At 67.0% G+C, this 16,133-nt stretch carries 12 protein-coding genes and 2 pseudogenes; 8 read left to right on the top strand and 6 right to left on the bottom strand.

The window, feature by feature from the left end:
• Both F0Q45_RS17930 and F0Q45_RS17925 read left to right on the top strand, forming a co-directional pair.
• Nucleotides 1-324, top strand: a pseudogene (locus F0Q45_RS17930) (DUF3068 domain-containing protein); the annotation flags it as partial.
• Nucleotides 325-327: 3 nt separating this feature from the next.
• On the top strand, nt 328-2,040 hold the full coding sequence (locus F0Q45_RS17925; RefSeq protein WP_149655221.1) for a hypothetical protein: 1,713 nt from the start codon (nt 328-330) through the stop codon (nt 2,038-2,040).
• Here F0Q45_RS17925 and F0Q45_RS17920 read toward each other — a convergent pair.
• Nucleotides 2,024-3,178, bottom strand: a complete 1,155-nt coding sequence (locus F0Q45_RS17920; protein WP_149655220.1) for a glycosyltransferase family 4 protein — start codon at nt 3,176-3,178, stop codon at nt 2,024-2,026. The two genes, F0Q45_RS17925 and F0Q45_RS17920, sit on opposite strands and share 17 nt — an antisense overlap.
• Nucleotides 3,179-3,523: 345 nt before the next feature.
• Between F0Q45_RS17920 and F0Q45_RS17915 the strand changes: the two genes are divergently transcribed.
• Together F0Q45_RS17915 and F0Q45_RS17910 are read left to right on the top strand one after the other, a co-directional pair.
• Nucleotides 3,524-4,291, top strand: coding sequence for a class I SAM-dependent methyltransferase (locus F0Q45_RS17915; RefSeq protein WP_149655219.1), 768 nt, complete (start codon nt 3,524-3,526; stop codon nt 4,289-4,291).
• A gap of 44 nt (nt 4,292-4,335) precedes the next feature.
• Nucleotides 4,336-5,808, top strand: coding sequence for an aldehyde dehydrogenase (locus tag F0Q45_RS17910; protein WP_149655218.1), 1,473 nt, complete (start codon nt 4,336-4,338; stop codon nt 5,806-5,808).
• An 84-nt stretch (nt 5,809-5,892) separates the two neighbouring features.
• Here the strand turns inward: F0Q45_RS17910 and F0Q45_RS17905 are convergent, their stop codons facing one another.
• Nucleotides 5,893-6,696: a crotonase/enoyl-CoA hydratase family protein gene (locus tag F0Q45_RS17905; protein WP_149655217.1), complete on the bottom strand. Its 804-nt coding sequence runs from the start codon at nt 6,694-6,696 to the stop codon at nt 5,893-5,895.
• A 173-nt stretch (nt 6,697-6,869) separates the two neighbouring features.
• Between F0Q45_RS17905 and F0Q45_RS29425 the strand changes: the two genes are divergently transcribed.
• From F0Q45_RS29425 to F0Q45_RS17895, 3 genes are all read left to right on the top strand, one after another.
• The gene (locus tag F0Q45_RS29425) at nt 6,870-7,001 is read left to right on the top strand and encodes a hypothetical protein (RefSeq protein WP_262491050.1); all 132 of its coding nucleotides are present in this window, start codon (nt 6,870-6,872) and stop codon (nt 6,999-7,001) included.
• Nucleotides 6,998-7,630: a TetR/AcrR family transcriptional regulator gene (locus F0Q45_RS17900; RefSeq protein ID WP_262491049.1), complete on the top strand. Its 633-nt coding sequence runs from the start codon at nt 6,998-7,000 to the stop codon at nt 7,628-7,630. The genes F0Q45_RS29425 and F0Q45_RS17900 overlap by 4 nt, the downstream gene beginning before the upstream one ends.
• Before the next feature lie 160 nt (nt 7,631-7,790).
• Nucleotides 7,791-9,719 carry a PE family protein gene (locus tag F0Q45_RS17895; protein WP_149655216.1) on the top strand — a complete coding sequence of 643 codons (1,929 nt, stop codon included), beginning with the start codon at nt 7,791-7,793 and terminating at the stop codon, nt 9,717-9,719.
• Nucleotides 9,720-9,736: 17 nt separating this feature from the next.
• Here the strand turns inward: F0Q45_RS17895 and F0Q45_RS17890 are convergent, their stop codons facing one another.
• The 3 genes and pseudogenes from F0Q45_RS17890 to F0Q45_RS17880 all read right to left on the bottom strand — a co-directional run bounded on the left by F0Q45_RS17890 (nt 9,737) and on the right by F0Q45_RS17880 (nt 13,319).
• Nucleotides 9,737-10,033, bottom strand: coding sequence for a hypothetical protein (locus F0Q45_RS17890; RefSeq protein ID WP_149655215.1), 297 nt, complete (start codon nt 10,031-10,033; stop codon nt 9,737-9,739).
• Nucleotides 10,030-10,212 (bottom strand): annotated as a pseudogene (locus F0Q45_RS17885) (AMP-binding enzyme); the annotation flags it as partial. The gene F0Q45_RS17890 and the pseudogene F0Q45_RS17885, both read right to left, overlap by 4 nt.
• A gap of 62 nt (nt 10,213-10,274) precedes the next feature.
• Nucleotides 10,275-13,319, bottom strand: coding sequence for an ATP-binding protein (locus tag F0Q45_RS17880; protein ID WP_149655213.1), 3,045 nt, complete (start codon nt 13,317-13,319; stop codon nt 10,275-10,277).
• A 364-nt stretch (nt 13,320-13,683) separates the two neighbouring features.
• Here F0Q45_RS17880 and F0Q45_RS17875 point away from each other — a divergent pair, with 364 nt between their 5' ends.
• Complete coding sequence (locus tag F0Q45_RS17875; RefSeq protein WP_149655212.1) at nt 13,684-14,406, top strand: response regulator transcription factor; 723 nt, start codon at nt 13,684-13,686, stop codon at nt 14,404-14,406.
• 183 nt (nt 14,407-14,589) lie between these two features.
• On the opposite strand, the gene F0Q45_RS17870 is transcribed toward F0Q45_RS17875, so the two are convergent.
• Nucleotides 14,590-16,071, bottom strand: coding sequence for a class I adenylate-forming enzyme family protein (locus tag F0Q45_RS17870; protein ID WP_149655211.1), 1,482 nt, complete (start codon nt 16,069-16,071; stop codon nt 14,590-14,592).
• Between the last annotated feature and the right edge of the window lie 62 nt (nt 16,072-16,133).

The raw sequence follows: 16,133 nt of genomic DNA, 5'->3' as shown, positions 1-16,133 counted from the left end.
TCGCTGTGGTCGCGGGTCTTGCCGATCACGTTCACCGCGACCGGTTTGATCGCGTTGATCGGTGGCGGGGTGCTCGCGTCGTTCAGCCTGCGAACCGAAAGTGCCCTGACCGAATCTGGGCTCGATCGCGACGACACCGACTACTTGCGACGAGCCGGACTAGAACCACCGGTGCCCGGGGCTGAGGCAGAGACCGAGAAGCTGCCTACGCAGCGCGCGGAGCTGCCCGACGAGTCGACGGCATCGGCCCCGGATCCTTCGGCCGAATCGCCCCTACCACCGGAGTCTGGACCCGCTGAGCAGCCGCCTCCGGATCGCCCCTGACGCGTGCGCTGGGTGCAGCCGGGGTACGCATTGGCCCTGGCGCTGCTGGTGGTGGCGCCGTTACTGCAACCCGGCTATCTACTGCTGCGCGATGCGGTGTCCACGCCACGGTCCTACCTCTCCGATGGCGCCCTGGGGTTGACGGCCGCGCCACGAGCGACACCGCAGGACTTCGCGGTGGCGCTGGCGTCTCATCTGGTTGATGGCGGGCTGCTGGTCAAGGCGTTGCTGGTGCTGGGGCTCTGGCTCGCCGGCTGGGGCGCGGCCCGACTGGTCTCGACGGTGCTGCCTGCGTCCGGGGCCAGTGGCCAGTTCGTCGCGATCACGCTGGCGATCTGGAACCCCTATGTCGCCGAACGACTGTTGCAAGGCCATTGGAGCTTGTTACTCGGCTACGGATGCCTACCGTGGGTCGCGACGGCGATGCTGAGGTTGCGATCAGGGCATGGCTGTTTCGGCGTCTTCGGCCTGGCCTGCTGGATCGCGCTGGCCGGGCTGACCCCGACCGGATTGCTGCTGGCCGCAGCGGTTGCGCTGACCTGCGTGACTGCTCCTGGTGATGGCTGGCCGCGTTGGCTGTGCGCCGCAACGGCATTGGGCATTGCGGCGGTGGGCGCCCTGCCCTGGCTGACGGCCTCGGCATTGGGTTCGTCGTTGACCAGTCACACGGCGGCGAACACGCTTGGCGTTACGGCTTTCGCGCCACGCGCCGAGCCGGGCCTGGGGACGCTGGCTAGCTTGGCCAGTCTAGGCGGGATGTGGAATGGCGAAGCCGTACCAGCTTCGCGCACAACGCTTTTCGCGGTGTTGTCGGCCGTGGTGCTGCTCGGAGTGGTGGCCGCCGGACTCCCCGCAGCGGCACGGCGGCCGGCGGTGGTGCCACTGCTGGTGCTGGCGGCGGTGTCGGTGGTGGTGCCGGCGGGGTTGGCTACTGGCCCGGGCCTGCACGCGTTGGGCGCCGTGGTTGACGCGGTACCCGGCTTGGGGGTGCTGCGCGACGGCCAAAAGTGGGTGGCGCTGGCGATGCCGGGATACGCCGTGTCCGGGGCCGGCGTGGTGGTGACGCTGGCACGCGTGAAACCCGCAGTGACGGCGTTGGCCTGCTGCCTGGCGCTGGTATTGGCGCTGCCCGATCTGGCCTGGGGTGTGTGGGGCAAGGTAGCGCCGGTGCACTACCCGCCCGGGTGGGCGGCCGTTGCCGCGACGATCAACGGTGATCCGGGTTTGGTCGCGGTGTTGCCCGCCGGAACTATGCGACGCTTTTCTTGGTCCGGTCCCGCACCGGTACTCGATCCGCTGCCCCGCTGGGTTCGGGCCGACGTGCTGACGACCGGTGATCTGGTCATATCCGGGATGACTGTGCCCGGGGACGGCGCTCGCGCCCGAGCCGTCCAGGAGTTGCTCTTGACCGGACCCGACCCATCGGCACTGGCCCAGGCCGGGGTCGGGTGGGTGCTCGTCGAATTGCACAGTGGCGGCGAGATGGGCGCAGCCGCAAGCACCCTCGACCGGCTTGCCCCTACCTACCGCGACGGTGAGTTGGCGCTCTACCGAGTCGGCGGCCAAGGCGCCGGTGTCGCGGCTGCGCGCCGCCGAGCGACTCTGATCGCCCATTGGGTATGGCTGGGGATGCTGCTAGCGGGCGGTGCCGGTATGCTCGGCCGTCGGCCGTGTATTGCCAGTCGGGACGGCTCGCGGTCTACACCACGCCGCTGACGCGGTCGCCGGCTTGCACCGCTTCTAGCACCGTTCGCATCGCTTCGGCACTTTGTTGCCAGGAGAATTCGGCACTACGCACCTGCGCCTTGGCGCCGAGTTGCTCCCGGAGCACCGAATCGGAAAGCAGCTGGTCGAGTTGATTGATCAGTTCGGCGTGGCTGTCGACCAGGATGCCGGTCACCCCGTCGATAATCGAGTCCGATAGACCGCCAGCCGATCGATATCCAATGGTGGGCACGCCGTGCTGGGCGGCCTCGACCACCGCCAAGCCCCACCCCTCCTTGCGCGACGGTAGCAGCTGCACCCACGAGCTTTGCAGCACATGGTGTTTGGTGACATCGTCGACGTGGCCATGGAAGGTCACCGCGTCGGAAACTCCGAGCCGACGCACCTGATCGACGAGTCGCTGCCGCCACCACCCGCCGCCGACCACGTCGAGGTGCAGGCCCGGTATCCGCGCGCGGAGCTGTGTGACCGCGTCCAGCGCGTCCTCAATCTGCTTGTGCGGCACCAGCCGGGACAGCACCACGACTCGTGGCGCGGCCGCACGCGGGACGCACAGCGTCTGCGCCGGCGCTTCGTCAAGGCCGTTACGTACCACGGCAATCCGCGCGGCGTCCACACCGAGCGCGACGAGATCTCGCGCCGACGGCAGCGACACCGTCACGTACTGGTTGCACCGGTTCAACTGCGGCGACACCGTCGACTCGACAAACCAGCCGAGCCGCCCGAGCACCGGACCGGCCACCGGCCACTGCTCCCGATGACAGTGGTGCACCAGCACCAGCACCCGCCGGCCGTACACCAGCCGGGCCAGGAACGGCAACCCGTTCTGGGTATCGACGACCACGTCAGGGCGCACTCGACGCAGCGGCCCCCACCCCAATCGCGCCGCCGCCATCGCCAGCAATGCCCAGACGTACACCGAGTAGCGGCCACCCGCACGGCTGATCCGCACCCCGTCGATGACCTCACGGCGTGCTGCGCCCGGGTAACGCGCGGTGCGCAATGTGACCTCGACGCCGGCGGCGGCGAGCTGCGCGCCAACGCGCTGCACATAGGTTTCGCTGCCACCGCCCTGGGGGTGCCCGGTATCGCGCCAGCACAACAGCAACACCGAGCGCAGTTCAGACATCAGCCGCCAGCCTAGCCTGGCGACGATGCGCGCCGCCGAGGCGGCGCGAGAAGGAGCCAGGCAATCAGACCTAGCCTGGCGACGATGCGCGCCGCCGAGGCGGCGCGAGAAGGAGCCAGGCAATCAGACCTAGCCTGGCGACGATGCGCGCCGCCGAGGCGGCGCGAGAAGGGGGCACCCCCAGCCGCGCAGCGGCACGGGGGCGCGCCAGGCAAGGTGGGCGAGTGTGCGGTGACGGCTTTGAATGCGCGGTCAGGGCGAGATCGCAGCCTCACGGCCGCCGTGTGCGCACTCTCGAAGCCGCAGATACCCAGACGATCCCCGCTGCTGCGTAGGGTGTGGCAAGTGGCGGTGACCGACAACTTTGGGCGGCGAGCGACGCTGGCCCGCTCGCTGCGGCTGCTGTCGAAGTTCCGATACGAGCAGACGGACCCGGCGCGCTTCTACGGTGTACTGGCCGCCGACACTGCGGCGATGGTCAGTGACCTTTGGGTGGCAGTCCACGGTGAGGGCCCGGCCGGCCGCACACTGCTCGATGTGGGCGGCGGGCCCGGCTACTTCGCCGCGGCGTTCGCCGACGCCGGAGTCCACTACATCGGTGTGGAGCCCGATCCAGACGAAATACACTCCGCACGAACATCTTTCGAACATCAGGTGGGCATGCTCGTGCGGGGCTCGGGGATGGCGCTACCCTTCGCCGACAACTCGGTGGACATCTGCCTGTCCTCCAATGTGGCCGAGCATGTGCCGCGGCCCTGGCAACTTGGCGCCGAGATGCTGCGGGTGACCAAGCCGGGCGGACTGGCGGTATTGTCCTACACCGTGTGGTTGGGCCCCTTCGGAGGGCATGAGATGGGCCTGACCCATTACCTCGGTGGCGCCCGCGCCGCCGCGCGCTACGCCCGCAAACATGGCCATCCGGCGAAGAATAACTACGGGTCGTCGTTATTTGCGGTCTCAGCCGCAGAGGGCTTGACGTGGGCTGCCAGCACCGGCGCGGTAGTGGCCGCATTTCCCCGCTACCACCCGCGATGGGCGTGGTGGCTGGCATCGGTTCCGGTGCTGCGGGAGTTCTTGGTCAGCAATCTGGTGCTGGTCCTTCAGCCGCGGTAATGGAACGTGTTCTCGTTTCGGGTTGGCTTGGGTAGGGTGGCGCCATGAGCGAGAGCCACGCGACCGAATACGACAAGCTTTTCATCGGCGGCAAATGGACGGAACCGTCGACCTCCGAAGTCATCGAGGTGCACTCCCCGGCGACCGGTGAATACGTCGGCAAGGTGCCGCTAGCGGCGGCGGCTGACGTCGGCGCCGCGGTCGCCGCGGCCCGCGTGGCCTTCGACACCGGGCCGTGGCCGGCCACGCCGCCGGAAGAACGTGCGGCCGTCATCGCCGCGGCCGCCAAGTTACTGGCGGAGCGCAAAGATCTGTTCACCAAGCTGCTCGCCTACGAGACCGGCCAGCCATCGACCATCATCGAAGCAATGCACTGGATCGGTTCCATGGGAGCGCTAAACTTTTTCGCCGGTCCTGCCGTCGACCAGGTCAAGTGGCGCGAGATCCGCACCGGCTCCTACGGGCAGACCATCGTCCACCGCGAGCCGGTCGGTGTGGTGGGGGCGATCGTAGCGTGGAACGTGCCACTATTCCTGGCCGTCAACAAGCTGGGCCCGGCGCTGCTGGCGGGCTGCACCGTAGTGCTCAAGTCGGCTGCCGAAACCCCGCTGACCGCAAACGCTTTAGCCGAGGTGTTCGCCGAAGCCGGCCTGCCGGAGGGGGTGCTCTCGGTAGTGCCCGGCGGAATTGAGACCGGGCAGGCGCTGACGTCCAACCCGGATGTCGACATGTTCACCTTCACCGGCAGCTCGGCCGTCGGCAAGGAGGTCGGCAAGCGCGCCGCTGAGCTGCTCAAGCCGTGCACGTTGGAGCTGGGCGGCAAATCGGCAGCCATCATGCTCGAGGATGTCGATCTGGGCAGCGCCGTTCCGATGATGGTGTTCTCCGGCGTGATGAACGCCGGGCAGGGCTGTGTGAACCAGACGCGGATTTTGGCGCCACGCTCCCGGTATGACGAGATCGTGGACGCGGTAAGCACTTTCGTGCAGGCGCTGCCGGTGGGGCCGCCGTCGGACCCGGCCGTTCAGGTGGGGCCGCTGATCTCGGAGCAGCAGCGCTCCCGGGTCGAGGGCTACATCGCCAAGGGCATCGAAGAGGGCGCTCGGCTGGTGTGCGGCGGCGGCCGTCCCGACGGTTTGGATAACGGCTTCTTCGTCCAGCCCACAGTATTCGCCGACGTCGACAACAAGATGACGATCGCCCAGGAGGAGATCTTTGGGCCCGTGCTTTCGATCATCCCGTACGACACCGAGGACGATGCGATCAAGATCGCCAACGATTCCGTGTATGGGCTGGCTGGCAGCGTGTGGACCACCAATATCCCGAAGGGCATCGAGATCTCGGAGAAGATCCGCACCGGTACGTACGGAATCAACTGGTACGCCTTCGATCCCTGCTGCCCGTTCGGCGGCTACAAGAACTCCGGCATCGGCCGCGAGAACGGGCCCGAAGGCGTCGAGCACTTCACCCAGCAGAAAAGTGTGCTGATGCCGATGGGCTACACCCTCGAGGGCTAAACCCCTGCGCCGAGCGTGAACTCCCTGCGAGATTCCGGCCGATTTTTCGCAATGATCTCACGCTCGGCGCTACACCGTGGAGCGTTAGCGCCCCTGGAAGTGCGCCTGCCGACGCTCGATGAACGATTGCACACCCTCGGCGGCGTCCTCGCTGGCGAGCAGCGCCATGACATCGGGGCGCAGTCGCTCGATCGCGGCGTCCTCACCGTGGCTGCGAGCCAGCTGCGCCGATGCCAGGGTGGCCCGCACGCCCAGCGGCGCGGCGCGCTCGGCGATGGTGTGCGCGATGTCGCGGGCTCGGGCCAGGGCCGCCGTTGCGTCGGCAACTACCTCTTGCACCAGCCCGATGCGGTGCGCCTCGGCGGCGTCGAACTCGTCGCCGGTGAGCAGCCAGCGCATGGCGTTACCCCAGCCGGCCTCGCGGGGCAGCCGAATCGTGGCACCGCCGAACGGATAGATCCCGCGCTGCACTTCTAGCTGGGTGAATCGGGTACCGGCCGCTGCGATGCGAATATCTGCGGCAAGCAGTAATTCGATGCCAAGCGTCATGCACCGCCCGTGCGTCACGGCGATCAGTGGCGTGGTCCAGCTACCGTCCAGCCGCCACGGGTCACGACCGCCCTCGGGGAACGCCAACTCACCGCGTGCGATGTTAGGCCCGACGTCGACGAGATCCAGTCCGCCGGTGAAGTGGTCGCCGTGGGCGAACAGCACGCCGGCGCGCAGCGAATCGTCGGATTCCAGCAGCGCGTATGCGCGGGACAGGTCGGCCAGCATCGCCCGGTCGAACGCATTGCGTTTGTGCGGCCGGTTTAGACCGATCAGCACGACGTGCCCGTCGCGTTCGAGGGACACGGTGGCGAGCTCAGGAAGAGGAGCACTGGTCATTGCCTCAGTGAAGCGCAGCCACACAGATTATGCAACAGGGCATATTTAAGCCAGTCACAGGAAGGTTTCAACGACATCCTATACCGGGGCTGCGGCTAAGCACTATGCTATATACCATACTCATGGCCCGATCGCTGCGGAACATGAGGCATACCCTTCCACCGGGAGTAGCCATGTGGATCATCGAGCTCAACATCGCCGGCTATCGATACACCCGCCAAATGCCCGATCTGCGGCGCCCGCGGCTGATCCCGCGTCGTCTGCACTGGCCGGTTCACCGTCACGGGCACTCGCACGCCGCATGACACCGGCCGGTAGAGCCGTGCACAAGCGCGGCGGCACTCGAGACAAGATGCTGATCAGCGCTGCCCAGGTGTTGCGCGAACGGGGCGCGGCCGGAGTAACCATTGACTCGGTGCTGGCGCGCAGTGGCGCCCCGCGCGGCTCGGTGTACCACCACTTTCCCGAGGGGCGACGTCAACTATTGGCCGAGGCGCTGGGTTACGCCGGTGACTACATCACCGCCGTCATCGATAAGGCCGCCGCCAAGGGCGCCCGCGTCGTGCTGCGCGACTTCGTCGGCTTCTGGGATCAGCTGCTCACCGAAGGCGACTTCGCCGCCGGCTGCCCGGTAGCCGCAGCCGCGCTCGGGTCGACCGAAGACGAGGTCGAGCTATCCGCGGCGGCCGGTGTCATCCTGAGCCGCTGGTGCGCCGCACTGACCCGGGCGTTTGTCGCCGACGGCTTCGACGAGCCAGATGCCGAATCGCTCGCGGTGACCTCCGTGGCCGCGCTGGAAGGCGCCATTATGCTGTGCCGCTCGACGGGCAGTGCCGCACCGCTGCGCCAGGTCGGCGACCAAGTCGAATTCCTGGTCACGGCCCGGGAATTCGTGCACCGCCAGGCAGCGGCCGGCAATACGAGAAAGGCCTAGCAAACGCTTACAGGCCCGCCCGCTTGCGTTACCCACCGGGCAGCACCGTTGTAAATGAGAACAATTCTGGTGAAAGTCGGGATCTGCTGCTGGGCATCGCATTACCCTCGGGTACCACCGGCGGCACGACTTATTCTCTAACCCGATCGAGAGGCCCTGCATGTCGCACCTCATCGCAGTACCGGAGATGGTGGCGGCTGCCGCGTCAGATCTGGCGAGTATCGGTTCGAGTATCAGCGTGGCGAATGCGGCAGCGCAGTTTCCGACGACGGCGGTTCTTGCCGCAGGCGCCGATGAAGTGTCAGCGGTCATCGCGGCGCTGTTCAGTACCCACGCCCAGGCCTATCAGAACCTCAGCGCTCAGGCTGCCGCGTTTCACGCCCAGTTTGTGCAGACCCTGAACGCGGGTGCCGGCTCCTATGCGGCCGCCGAAGCCGCCAGCGCGTCGCCGCTGCAACCGGTGGTCGACGCGATCAATGCGCCGACCCAGGCCTTGTTGGGGCGCCCACTGATCGGCGACGGCGCCGAGGGGACGGCGATGAACCCCAACGGTGGGGCCGGTGGGTTGCTCTTCGGCAACGGCGGCAACGGCTACAGCCAATCGGCGGGCAGCGGGCTGGCGGGCGGTAGCGGCGGCGCTGCCGGATTGATCGGCAACGGCGGCCACGGCGGGCACGGTGGCAGTAGCACCACCGGCGCTGGCGGTGCCGGCGGCAATGCCGGCGCCGGCGGGCTGCTCTTCGGCAACGGCGGGACCGGCGGTCAGGGCGGCGCAACCACCTTCGCCGGCAGCAACGGCGGTCACGGCGGGTTCGGCGGCAACGCCGGGCTGTTCGGCAGCGCCGGGTCCGGCGGCGACGGCGGGAGCGCCAGCACCGGCACTGGCGGAAACGGCGGGTTCGCCGGCAACGCCGGCCTGTTCGGCACCGGCGGTACTGGCGGCGACGGCGGGAGCGCCACCAGCGGCACTGGCGGCGCGGGCGGCAAAGGCGGAACCGGAGGCTGGCTGTACGGCTCCGGCGGGGAGGGCGGCTGGGGCGGGGACTCCGCCACCGGCACCGGCGGCCGCGCCGGCGCCGGTGGCGACGCCGGGCTGACTGGTTACGGCGGCGTCGGCGGCAGCGGCGGCAACTGGGCCACCGGTGGCTCCGGCGGTAACGGTGGAGCCGGCGGCCGCGGCGGGTTGCTATTTGGCGACGGCGGAATTGGCGGCGCCAGCGCTGCCGCCGGTGGAAACGGCGGCAACGCCGTCCTGATCGGCAGCGGCGGGCCGGGCGGATTCGGGGGTCGCGGCGGCTACGGCGGCAACGGCGGGTGGTTGTTCGGCAACGGCGGCACCGGCGGCACCGGCAACAGCATCGTCCCCAACAGCAGCGGCGGCGACGGCGGCCATGGGGGGTTGCTGTTCGGCAGCGGGGGCGACGGTGGCGGCACCGTGACCGGCGGCCAGGGCGGCGCACCCGGCAGGACGGGACTGCTGATCGGCAACGGTGGCAGCGCCGGCGCTGGATCGCAAAACGGCATCTTGGTGGAAGGCGCTGACGGCGGATGGTTGTTCGGCAACGGCGGAAATGGCGCGACTAGCCTCAATTCGGCGGGCGCTAATGGCGGGAACGGGGGACTCCTCGGCAACGGCGGCAACGGCGGGGCCGGCGGCACAACCGGGACGGGAGCCGGCTTCAGCGGATTCAACGGCGGCAACGGCGGCAACGGCGGGTGGCTGATCGGCCACGGCGGGCACGGTGGAGCCGGTGCCAACGCTGCCAACTTCAATATCGGCACCAATCCGGCGGGTACCGGCGGTAACGGCGGCAACGGCGGGGCCGGCGGCCTGTTGTACGGCGACGGCGGCGCCGGCGGGGCCGGCGGACAGGGTGGAGTCGGATCTTCAGTACCCGGCGGTAAAGGCGGTAGCGGCGGCAACGGCGGCAACGCGAAGTTCATCGGTGACGGCGGCAACGGCGGCAACGGCGGCAACGGCGGGTTCTCTGGAATGAGCACGCCCGGGACCGGCGGAAGCGGCGGTAGCGGCGGTAGCGGTGGGTCGTTGGTCGGCGTCGACGGGACAGCCGGTTTGGACGGCTCCTGACCTATCGTGCGATCACGTCAGTCGCTGGCCGGCAGCGGCTTGACCTCTTTGAGTGCCAATGTGGTTTCGCCGACGCTCAGGCTGCCCGCGCCGGGCTTGGTGACCAGCACCTCGGCGCCGGTTTCGTCGACGTAGCGCTTGCCCAGCACCGTTCCGTCGGCGAACGCCGGGTCGAGTTCGCCCGAACGCGGCGCGCCCAGCTCCACCATCGGTGCGCCTCCGCAGCGCAGGTCGTCGAGGCTGTCGGCGCTTCTGACCACGATCACGTGGGTGTCACACACCTGGCTGGCCAGACGGGTTCCGTTCTTGATCATGGTGTCGTCGTTCCTGCCAATTCGTCGATAAGCTGCCGGCGCAGTACCTTGCCGGTGGCGGTGGCGGGCAGCTCGTCGCGAAACACTACCCGGTCCGGGGTGCGTGAGCCGCGCATTTTGGTGCGCACGTAGTCGCGCAGCTGCTGCGGGTCGGGGTCGACGCCTTCGAACGGCACCACCTGCCGTCGAACTACGCCTCTGGCACGTCTCCTCCCACAACGCCAGATAGGCGTGCGTAACGCTACGCCTTGTCGACACCGCGCCGGGCACAGTCGATCGCTTCCTCGGTCGACAGCTCAGCACCTTCGGCCCACGCATCATCAAAGACCTTTTGCTCTACTGAGTTCCGAACAGAAACGACCATAGCGTCGTAGTCAGCCTGATACATCGGTAACCGCGCATGTCCCGTGCGATGCCGGATGGATTCCGCCGCACCCAGCAGCCGCGCCGCGTGTGAGTATTGGGCATCTTCGACCGCAAGGCGGGCCAGGCATTCCACGGTGTCGGCCACGCGGAGGAACCCTCGGGTGCGAGTGGCAATAGTCAGGGCGTCATGGGCGTCGCGCTCGGACCGAGCGAGCTCACCCTGGCTGGCGGCGACATAAGCCCGCACCGTCAGCGCAACCATTTGGTGCCAACCCGGTACCAGCGCGACCGTGTCGTCTGCGTAACGGCGAGCAGCGACCAGGTCTCCGCATGCTAACGCCGCCTCGGCCATGGGGGTAACGCTTCTGGTAAAGGCTTCGCGTAGCGAATGGGTGTGCTGCCAGGCTATTTCGCATGCTGTCCGCGCGGCGGTGGCGTCGCCGGCGGCCAAAGCCGCTTGAGCGAGCACCGCATGTACCGAGTCTGCCGAGAAACCCCCCATGGCCTCTGAAGCAGCCGCTGCAGATTGCGCCGCGGCCCAGGCAGCCTCCGGGAGGCCCTGATACGCGAGCACTGTGGCGTGACATACATGACCTACCACCGTCATGGTGAGGTCCTCGGCCTCTTCTGCTTCCTCGGTCAAGGAGCCGAGTCTTTGGCTTGCGTTGGCGAGGTCGCCCAGCATCATCAGCGCGGACCCCAACCAGGCTCGGCAATCGCGGGAGAAGAAGCGGTCGCCGAGGGTGTCGGCGAGGGCAAGCCCTTCACTGGCGGCCGCGCAGCCTTGGATCGGTTCACCAGCGAAGTAGCCTGCGGTCGCTTGATAGCTAAGGATTTGACACAGACTCCAATCATCACCGAGAGCACGGACCAGATCGATCGCTTCGGCGAAGTAGGGCTGCGGCGACTCGACACTGTACAGCGCAACCAGCCCGCGAGCAATCAGCGCTCGGGCAATCAATGCGGGGTCATCGAGCTCCCGCGCGATGGCCAACGCTTGCTGTGTTTGGCTCAAGTTCGTCGGCACCCCTACCCAGGCAGCGAGGATGCTGCGCTGGGCCACCGCGCGTGCCCATAAGGCTGGCGCGATCTCTGGATGACACTCGTCGGTCAAGACGGCGTCCAAACCGGCCAGCGCCTCCAGCACTCGACCGCCTCGCAACCACAACGGCCGCAGCGCCAAGATGAGCCGCAGCGCCAATTGTGGGTCAGAGTTTCGCATACTCCACCCGACCGCCGCCCGCAGATTGTCGATTTCGGTCTGCGCCCAAGCCAGCCGCAGCTCGTCGCGGGAGTGGCCGCGTGACTCTAGCCCCTCGGCAGTGGCCATGAAGTGGTCGCGATGGCGGGTGTGTAGCTGCGCAGCCTCACCTGACTCGTCAAGCTTTTCTTCGGCGTACTGGCGCACCGTCTCCAATAACCGGTATCGCATCCCGTTGCCGGTGTCCTGGGCGAGCACTAGGGATTTATCGACCAGCAGACTCAGCTGGTCAAGAAGCTGGTAGCGCTGCACCTTGCTGTCGGCGCCCACGGCTTGGGCCGCATCCAGATCAAATCCGCCCGCGAACACCGAAAGCCTGCGGAACAAGGCTTGCTCGGGTTCGGTGAGCAATGCGTGCGACCAATCCACGGACGCACGCAGCGTCTGATGACGTGGCACGGCGGTGCGCGCGCCCCCGGTCAACAAGTGAAACCTGTCATGCAGGCTGTCGACGATTTGGGGCAGGGACAAGGCCCGAACTCGCGCGGCGGCCAGCTCGATCGCTAACGGCATCCCATCCAAGCGGGTGCAGATCTCTGTCACCAGCGCGATGTTGTCCTCGCCGACATCCAAATCGGGGCGGGCGCGCCGAGCGCGGTCAGTGAACAGCTCGATGGCTTCGCCGGCAAGAGACAGCGACGGCACTGGCCAGCTCAGTTCACCGGGCACTCCGAGCGGCTCGATACTGGTGGTCAGAATCGTCAACTGCGGGCAGGCTTTCATTAGCTCAACGGCCAGACGCCCACACGCATCAAGCAGGTGCTCGCAATTGTCGAGCACCAACAGCATCTTTTTCCCACCGATGAATCGGCGCAGCGTGTTCACGATGGAGCGGCCAGGCTGATCAGGCAAGCCCAAGGTGTGCGCGACGGTCACTAGCACTACTGCAGGATCGGTAACCGGAGCCAATTCGATGTACCAGGCCCCATCCGGGAACTCGGTGCTCAATTGAGAGGTAACCTCCACGGCAAGGCGCGTCTTACCAGCGCCCCCGGTCCCAGTCAGCGTGACGAGCCGGTTTCCCATGGCGAGCTGACGCAACTCCGCCATTTCGCTTTGGCGTCCAACGAATTTCGTCAGCTGCGCGGGCAGGTTATGCGAGGCCGGAGTGTGTCGGACCCGAAGCGGCGGGAACTCGTTGCGAAGGTCGGCATGGCACAACTGCACCACGCGTTCCGGGCGCGGCAGGTCCCGCAGCGGATAGCAGCCCAAATCGGTGAGCCAAACCCCGTCGGGGAGGTGATCGAGCACCAACAGTTCGGTCACCGCGGACAAGACGGTCTGCCCACCATGGGCCAGATCACGCAGCCGGGCGGTCCGGTTGATGGTCGGACCGGCATAGTTGGACTCGTCGCGCAGCTGTATCTCGCCGGTGTGTACGCCAATACGCAGCCTGATGGGGGCCAGCGGGGCGCGCTGCAACTCCAGTGCGCACGCCACCGCGTCGCTGGCGCGGGTGAACGCGGCCACGAAGCTGTCGCCCTCGCCTTGTTCGAGGGGACGCACCCCATCATGGGAAGCGATGGTCGCGTTCACCGTTTGGTTGAGTCGGCCGATTGCGGTGGTCATCTGCTCAGGGTGCATTTCCCAGAGCCGCGTCGAACCCTCGACATCGGCCAAAAGCAGCGTCACCGTACCGGTCGGTAGCAATTCAGCCACGCCCAATCCGCTCCAGGTCAGGGCCGCGTGTCCGCGTGTGGGGTCATGGTAACCGGGATAGGGACCGGCTGCGTACCCTGCGCGCGAAACCCGCAGGTCGCCCCCGGGGAGTTTGCCACCCGTAAGAGCGGAACTCCCCAACCGGGCTTCTGATCTTGGGTTACCCGGTTACTACCCGTGGTGGGACCGTCCCTGGTTCGATACCGCTGCCGCAGACTGATGCCTTTATGACGGCGCGGTCAACAGTCGGACGGCTACGAATCTCAGGAGGCACTCAACCAATGTCCAGCTAGGGTTCGGCACCTGCTGCGGTAGCGTGCCACGATTGTTTGTCTCGTGTTTAATAAGGTGCAGGGGGTGGCAAATGACAGCTGCCGCGGTGTGCGAAACTGGCACTCCAGAGGCTCGCATCCTCGTCATCGACGATGAGCCCACCATCGTCGAACTGCTCGCAGCGGGCCTCACGTTTCAGGGATTCGAGGTGCACACCGCGGCTAGCGGGCCGGAGGCGCTCGACAAAGCCCGATTGGTCCGGCCGGACGCGGTGATTCTGGATGTGATGATGCCCGGCATGGATGGCTACGCGGTGCTGCGCCGGCTGCGCGCCGACCGCATCGACGCACCCGCCTTGTTCGTCACCGCCCGCGACTCACTGCAGGACAAGATCGCCGGCCTGACCCAGGGTGGCGACGACTATCTGACCAAACCCTTCAGCTTCGATGAGCTAATCGCCCGATTGCGGGCGATTCTGCGGCGCTCCGGCAAAGCAGGGACCAGACCACACCATCCGCGCGTGGCCTTCGCCGATATCGAACTCGACGAGGAAACCCGTGAGGTGTGGAAAGCTGGCCAGCCGGTCTCGCTGTCGCCCACCGAGTTCACCTTGCTGCGCTACTTCATGATCAACGCTGGCACCGTGCTGAGCAAGCCCAAGATCCTCGACCACGTGTGGCACTACGATTTCAGCGGCGACGTCAACGTCGTTGAAACCTATGTGTCGTATCTGCGGCGCAAGATCGACACCGGCGAGAAGCGGCTATTGCACACCCTGCGCGGGGTCGGCTACGTGTTGCGGGAGCCGCGATGAGGCCGTTTTCATGCACGGGCTGGGTAGGTAAGGAAGTATGGCCATGCAAGTGCCAATGTGGTTTCGCCGACGCTCAGGCTGCCCGCGCCGGGCTTGGTGACCAGCACCTCGGCGCCGGTTTCGTCGACTTAGCGCTTGCCCAGGTGTCACACACCTGGCTGGCCAGACGGGTTCCGTTCTTGATCAAGGTGTCGTTCCTGCCAATTCGTCGATGAGCTGCCGGCGCAGTACCTTGCCGGTGGCGGTGGTGGGCAGCTCGTCGCGAAACACTACGCGGTCCGGGGTGCGTGACCCCCGCAGCATCTTTCGGACATACTCGCGCAGTTCGTCGGCGTCGGGATCGACGCCAGGCGGCGGCACCACCACGGCGACCATCGCCTGGCCCCACCGCGGATCCTCGACCCCGACCACGGCGACATCACGCACGTGCGGGTGCTCGATCAACACCTCCTCCACTTCGGCCGGTGCGATGTTTTCCCCACCCCGGATGATGGTGTCGTCACTGTGGCCGCCGATGAAGACGTAGCCGTCCTCATCAAGCACGGCAAGGTCTTTCGTGCCGAACCAACCGTTTTCGTCGAGAACCGAGCCGATCCCGGCGTAGCGGCCGGACACCTGCTCGCCGCGCACGAACAGCTCACCGGTCTCCCCCGGACCCAGCACAGTGCCGTCGTCGCCTCGGATCTGCACCTCGATGCCGGGCACCGGCTGGCCGACCGAGCCCAACCGCCTAGCGACGGAGCCGTCCGACGATGAATGCGCCCTGCGGTGGTCGTCAGGAGTCAGCACGGCGATCGTGGAGCTGGTCTCGGTTAAGCCGTAGGCATTGACGAAGCCCACGTGGGGTAGCAATTCGAGAGCCCGACGCACCAGCGGCAGGCCCACTTTCGAGCCGCCGTAGGCCAGGTTACGTAGCGTCGGCAGCTGGTGCTCACCGGTTTCCAGCACGGCCACGATACGGTCCAGCATGGTCGGCACCACGGTCGCGGTGGTGACCCGCTCAGCATTGACTAGACGCACCCACTCGTGCGCGTCAAAGCCGGCCAGATACACCATCTTTCGGCCGGCATACAGGTTCGACAGCGCTGCCCCCACACCGGCGATGTGGTAGGGCGGCAGGCAGATCAGCGCGGCATCGGTGGGTGCGGCCGACTCGAATTCGACTGTGCCGGTCACATAACTGGTGAGGTTGTTGTGGGTGAGCTCGACGGCCTTGGGTTGCGACGTGGTGCCCGACGTAAACAACACGATGGCCACCGAATCCGGATCCGGAAACGTTACCGCCGACTCGGCGCTGCCGGCGCGGCTGCGAAATGCGGCCGAAGTCAACGCGTCTGGGAGCATCTGCCGGTAGCGGTCGTCGGCGATCACCACCGGTTCGGGCAGCCGGCGGATCAGGGTCTGGATGGCGCCGTCGGACAGCCGGTAGTTGATCGGGGTGAAGGGCAGCCCGGCGCGCGCCGAGGCGAAGATCAGCAGCGGCAGCATGACGCCGCCGGAGCCGAAGTACACCACATGCTTTGCGTGTGACGCCGCGAGGATACCCGCGGCGCCGTCGGCCAGATCGCTGAGCTGTTGGGTCGTCAGGCGGAGGTCGCCAGAAACCACCGCGGTGCGATCGGGGTTGCTCGCCGCCGCCATCTCGAGCAGCAATGAAATGCTCATCCGTGACCCTTCTGGGTCCCCAGCCGTTTACGAAACTGGCTAACAGAGTAGGTCAGTCGGGC

This window comes from Mycobacterium simiae, assembly GCF_008370645.1.
Classification (GTDB): domain Bacteria; phylum Actinomycetota; class Actinomycetes; order Mycobacteriales; family Mycobacteriaceae; genus Mycobacterium; species Mycobacterium simiae_A.
The sequence above is the reverse complement of the archived record's forward strand: the minus strand, read 5'-3'. Positions and strand labels throughout refer to the sequence as shown.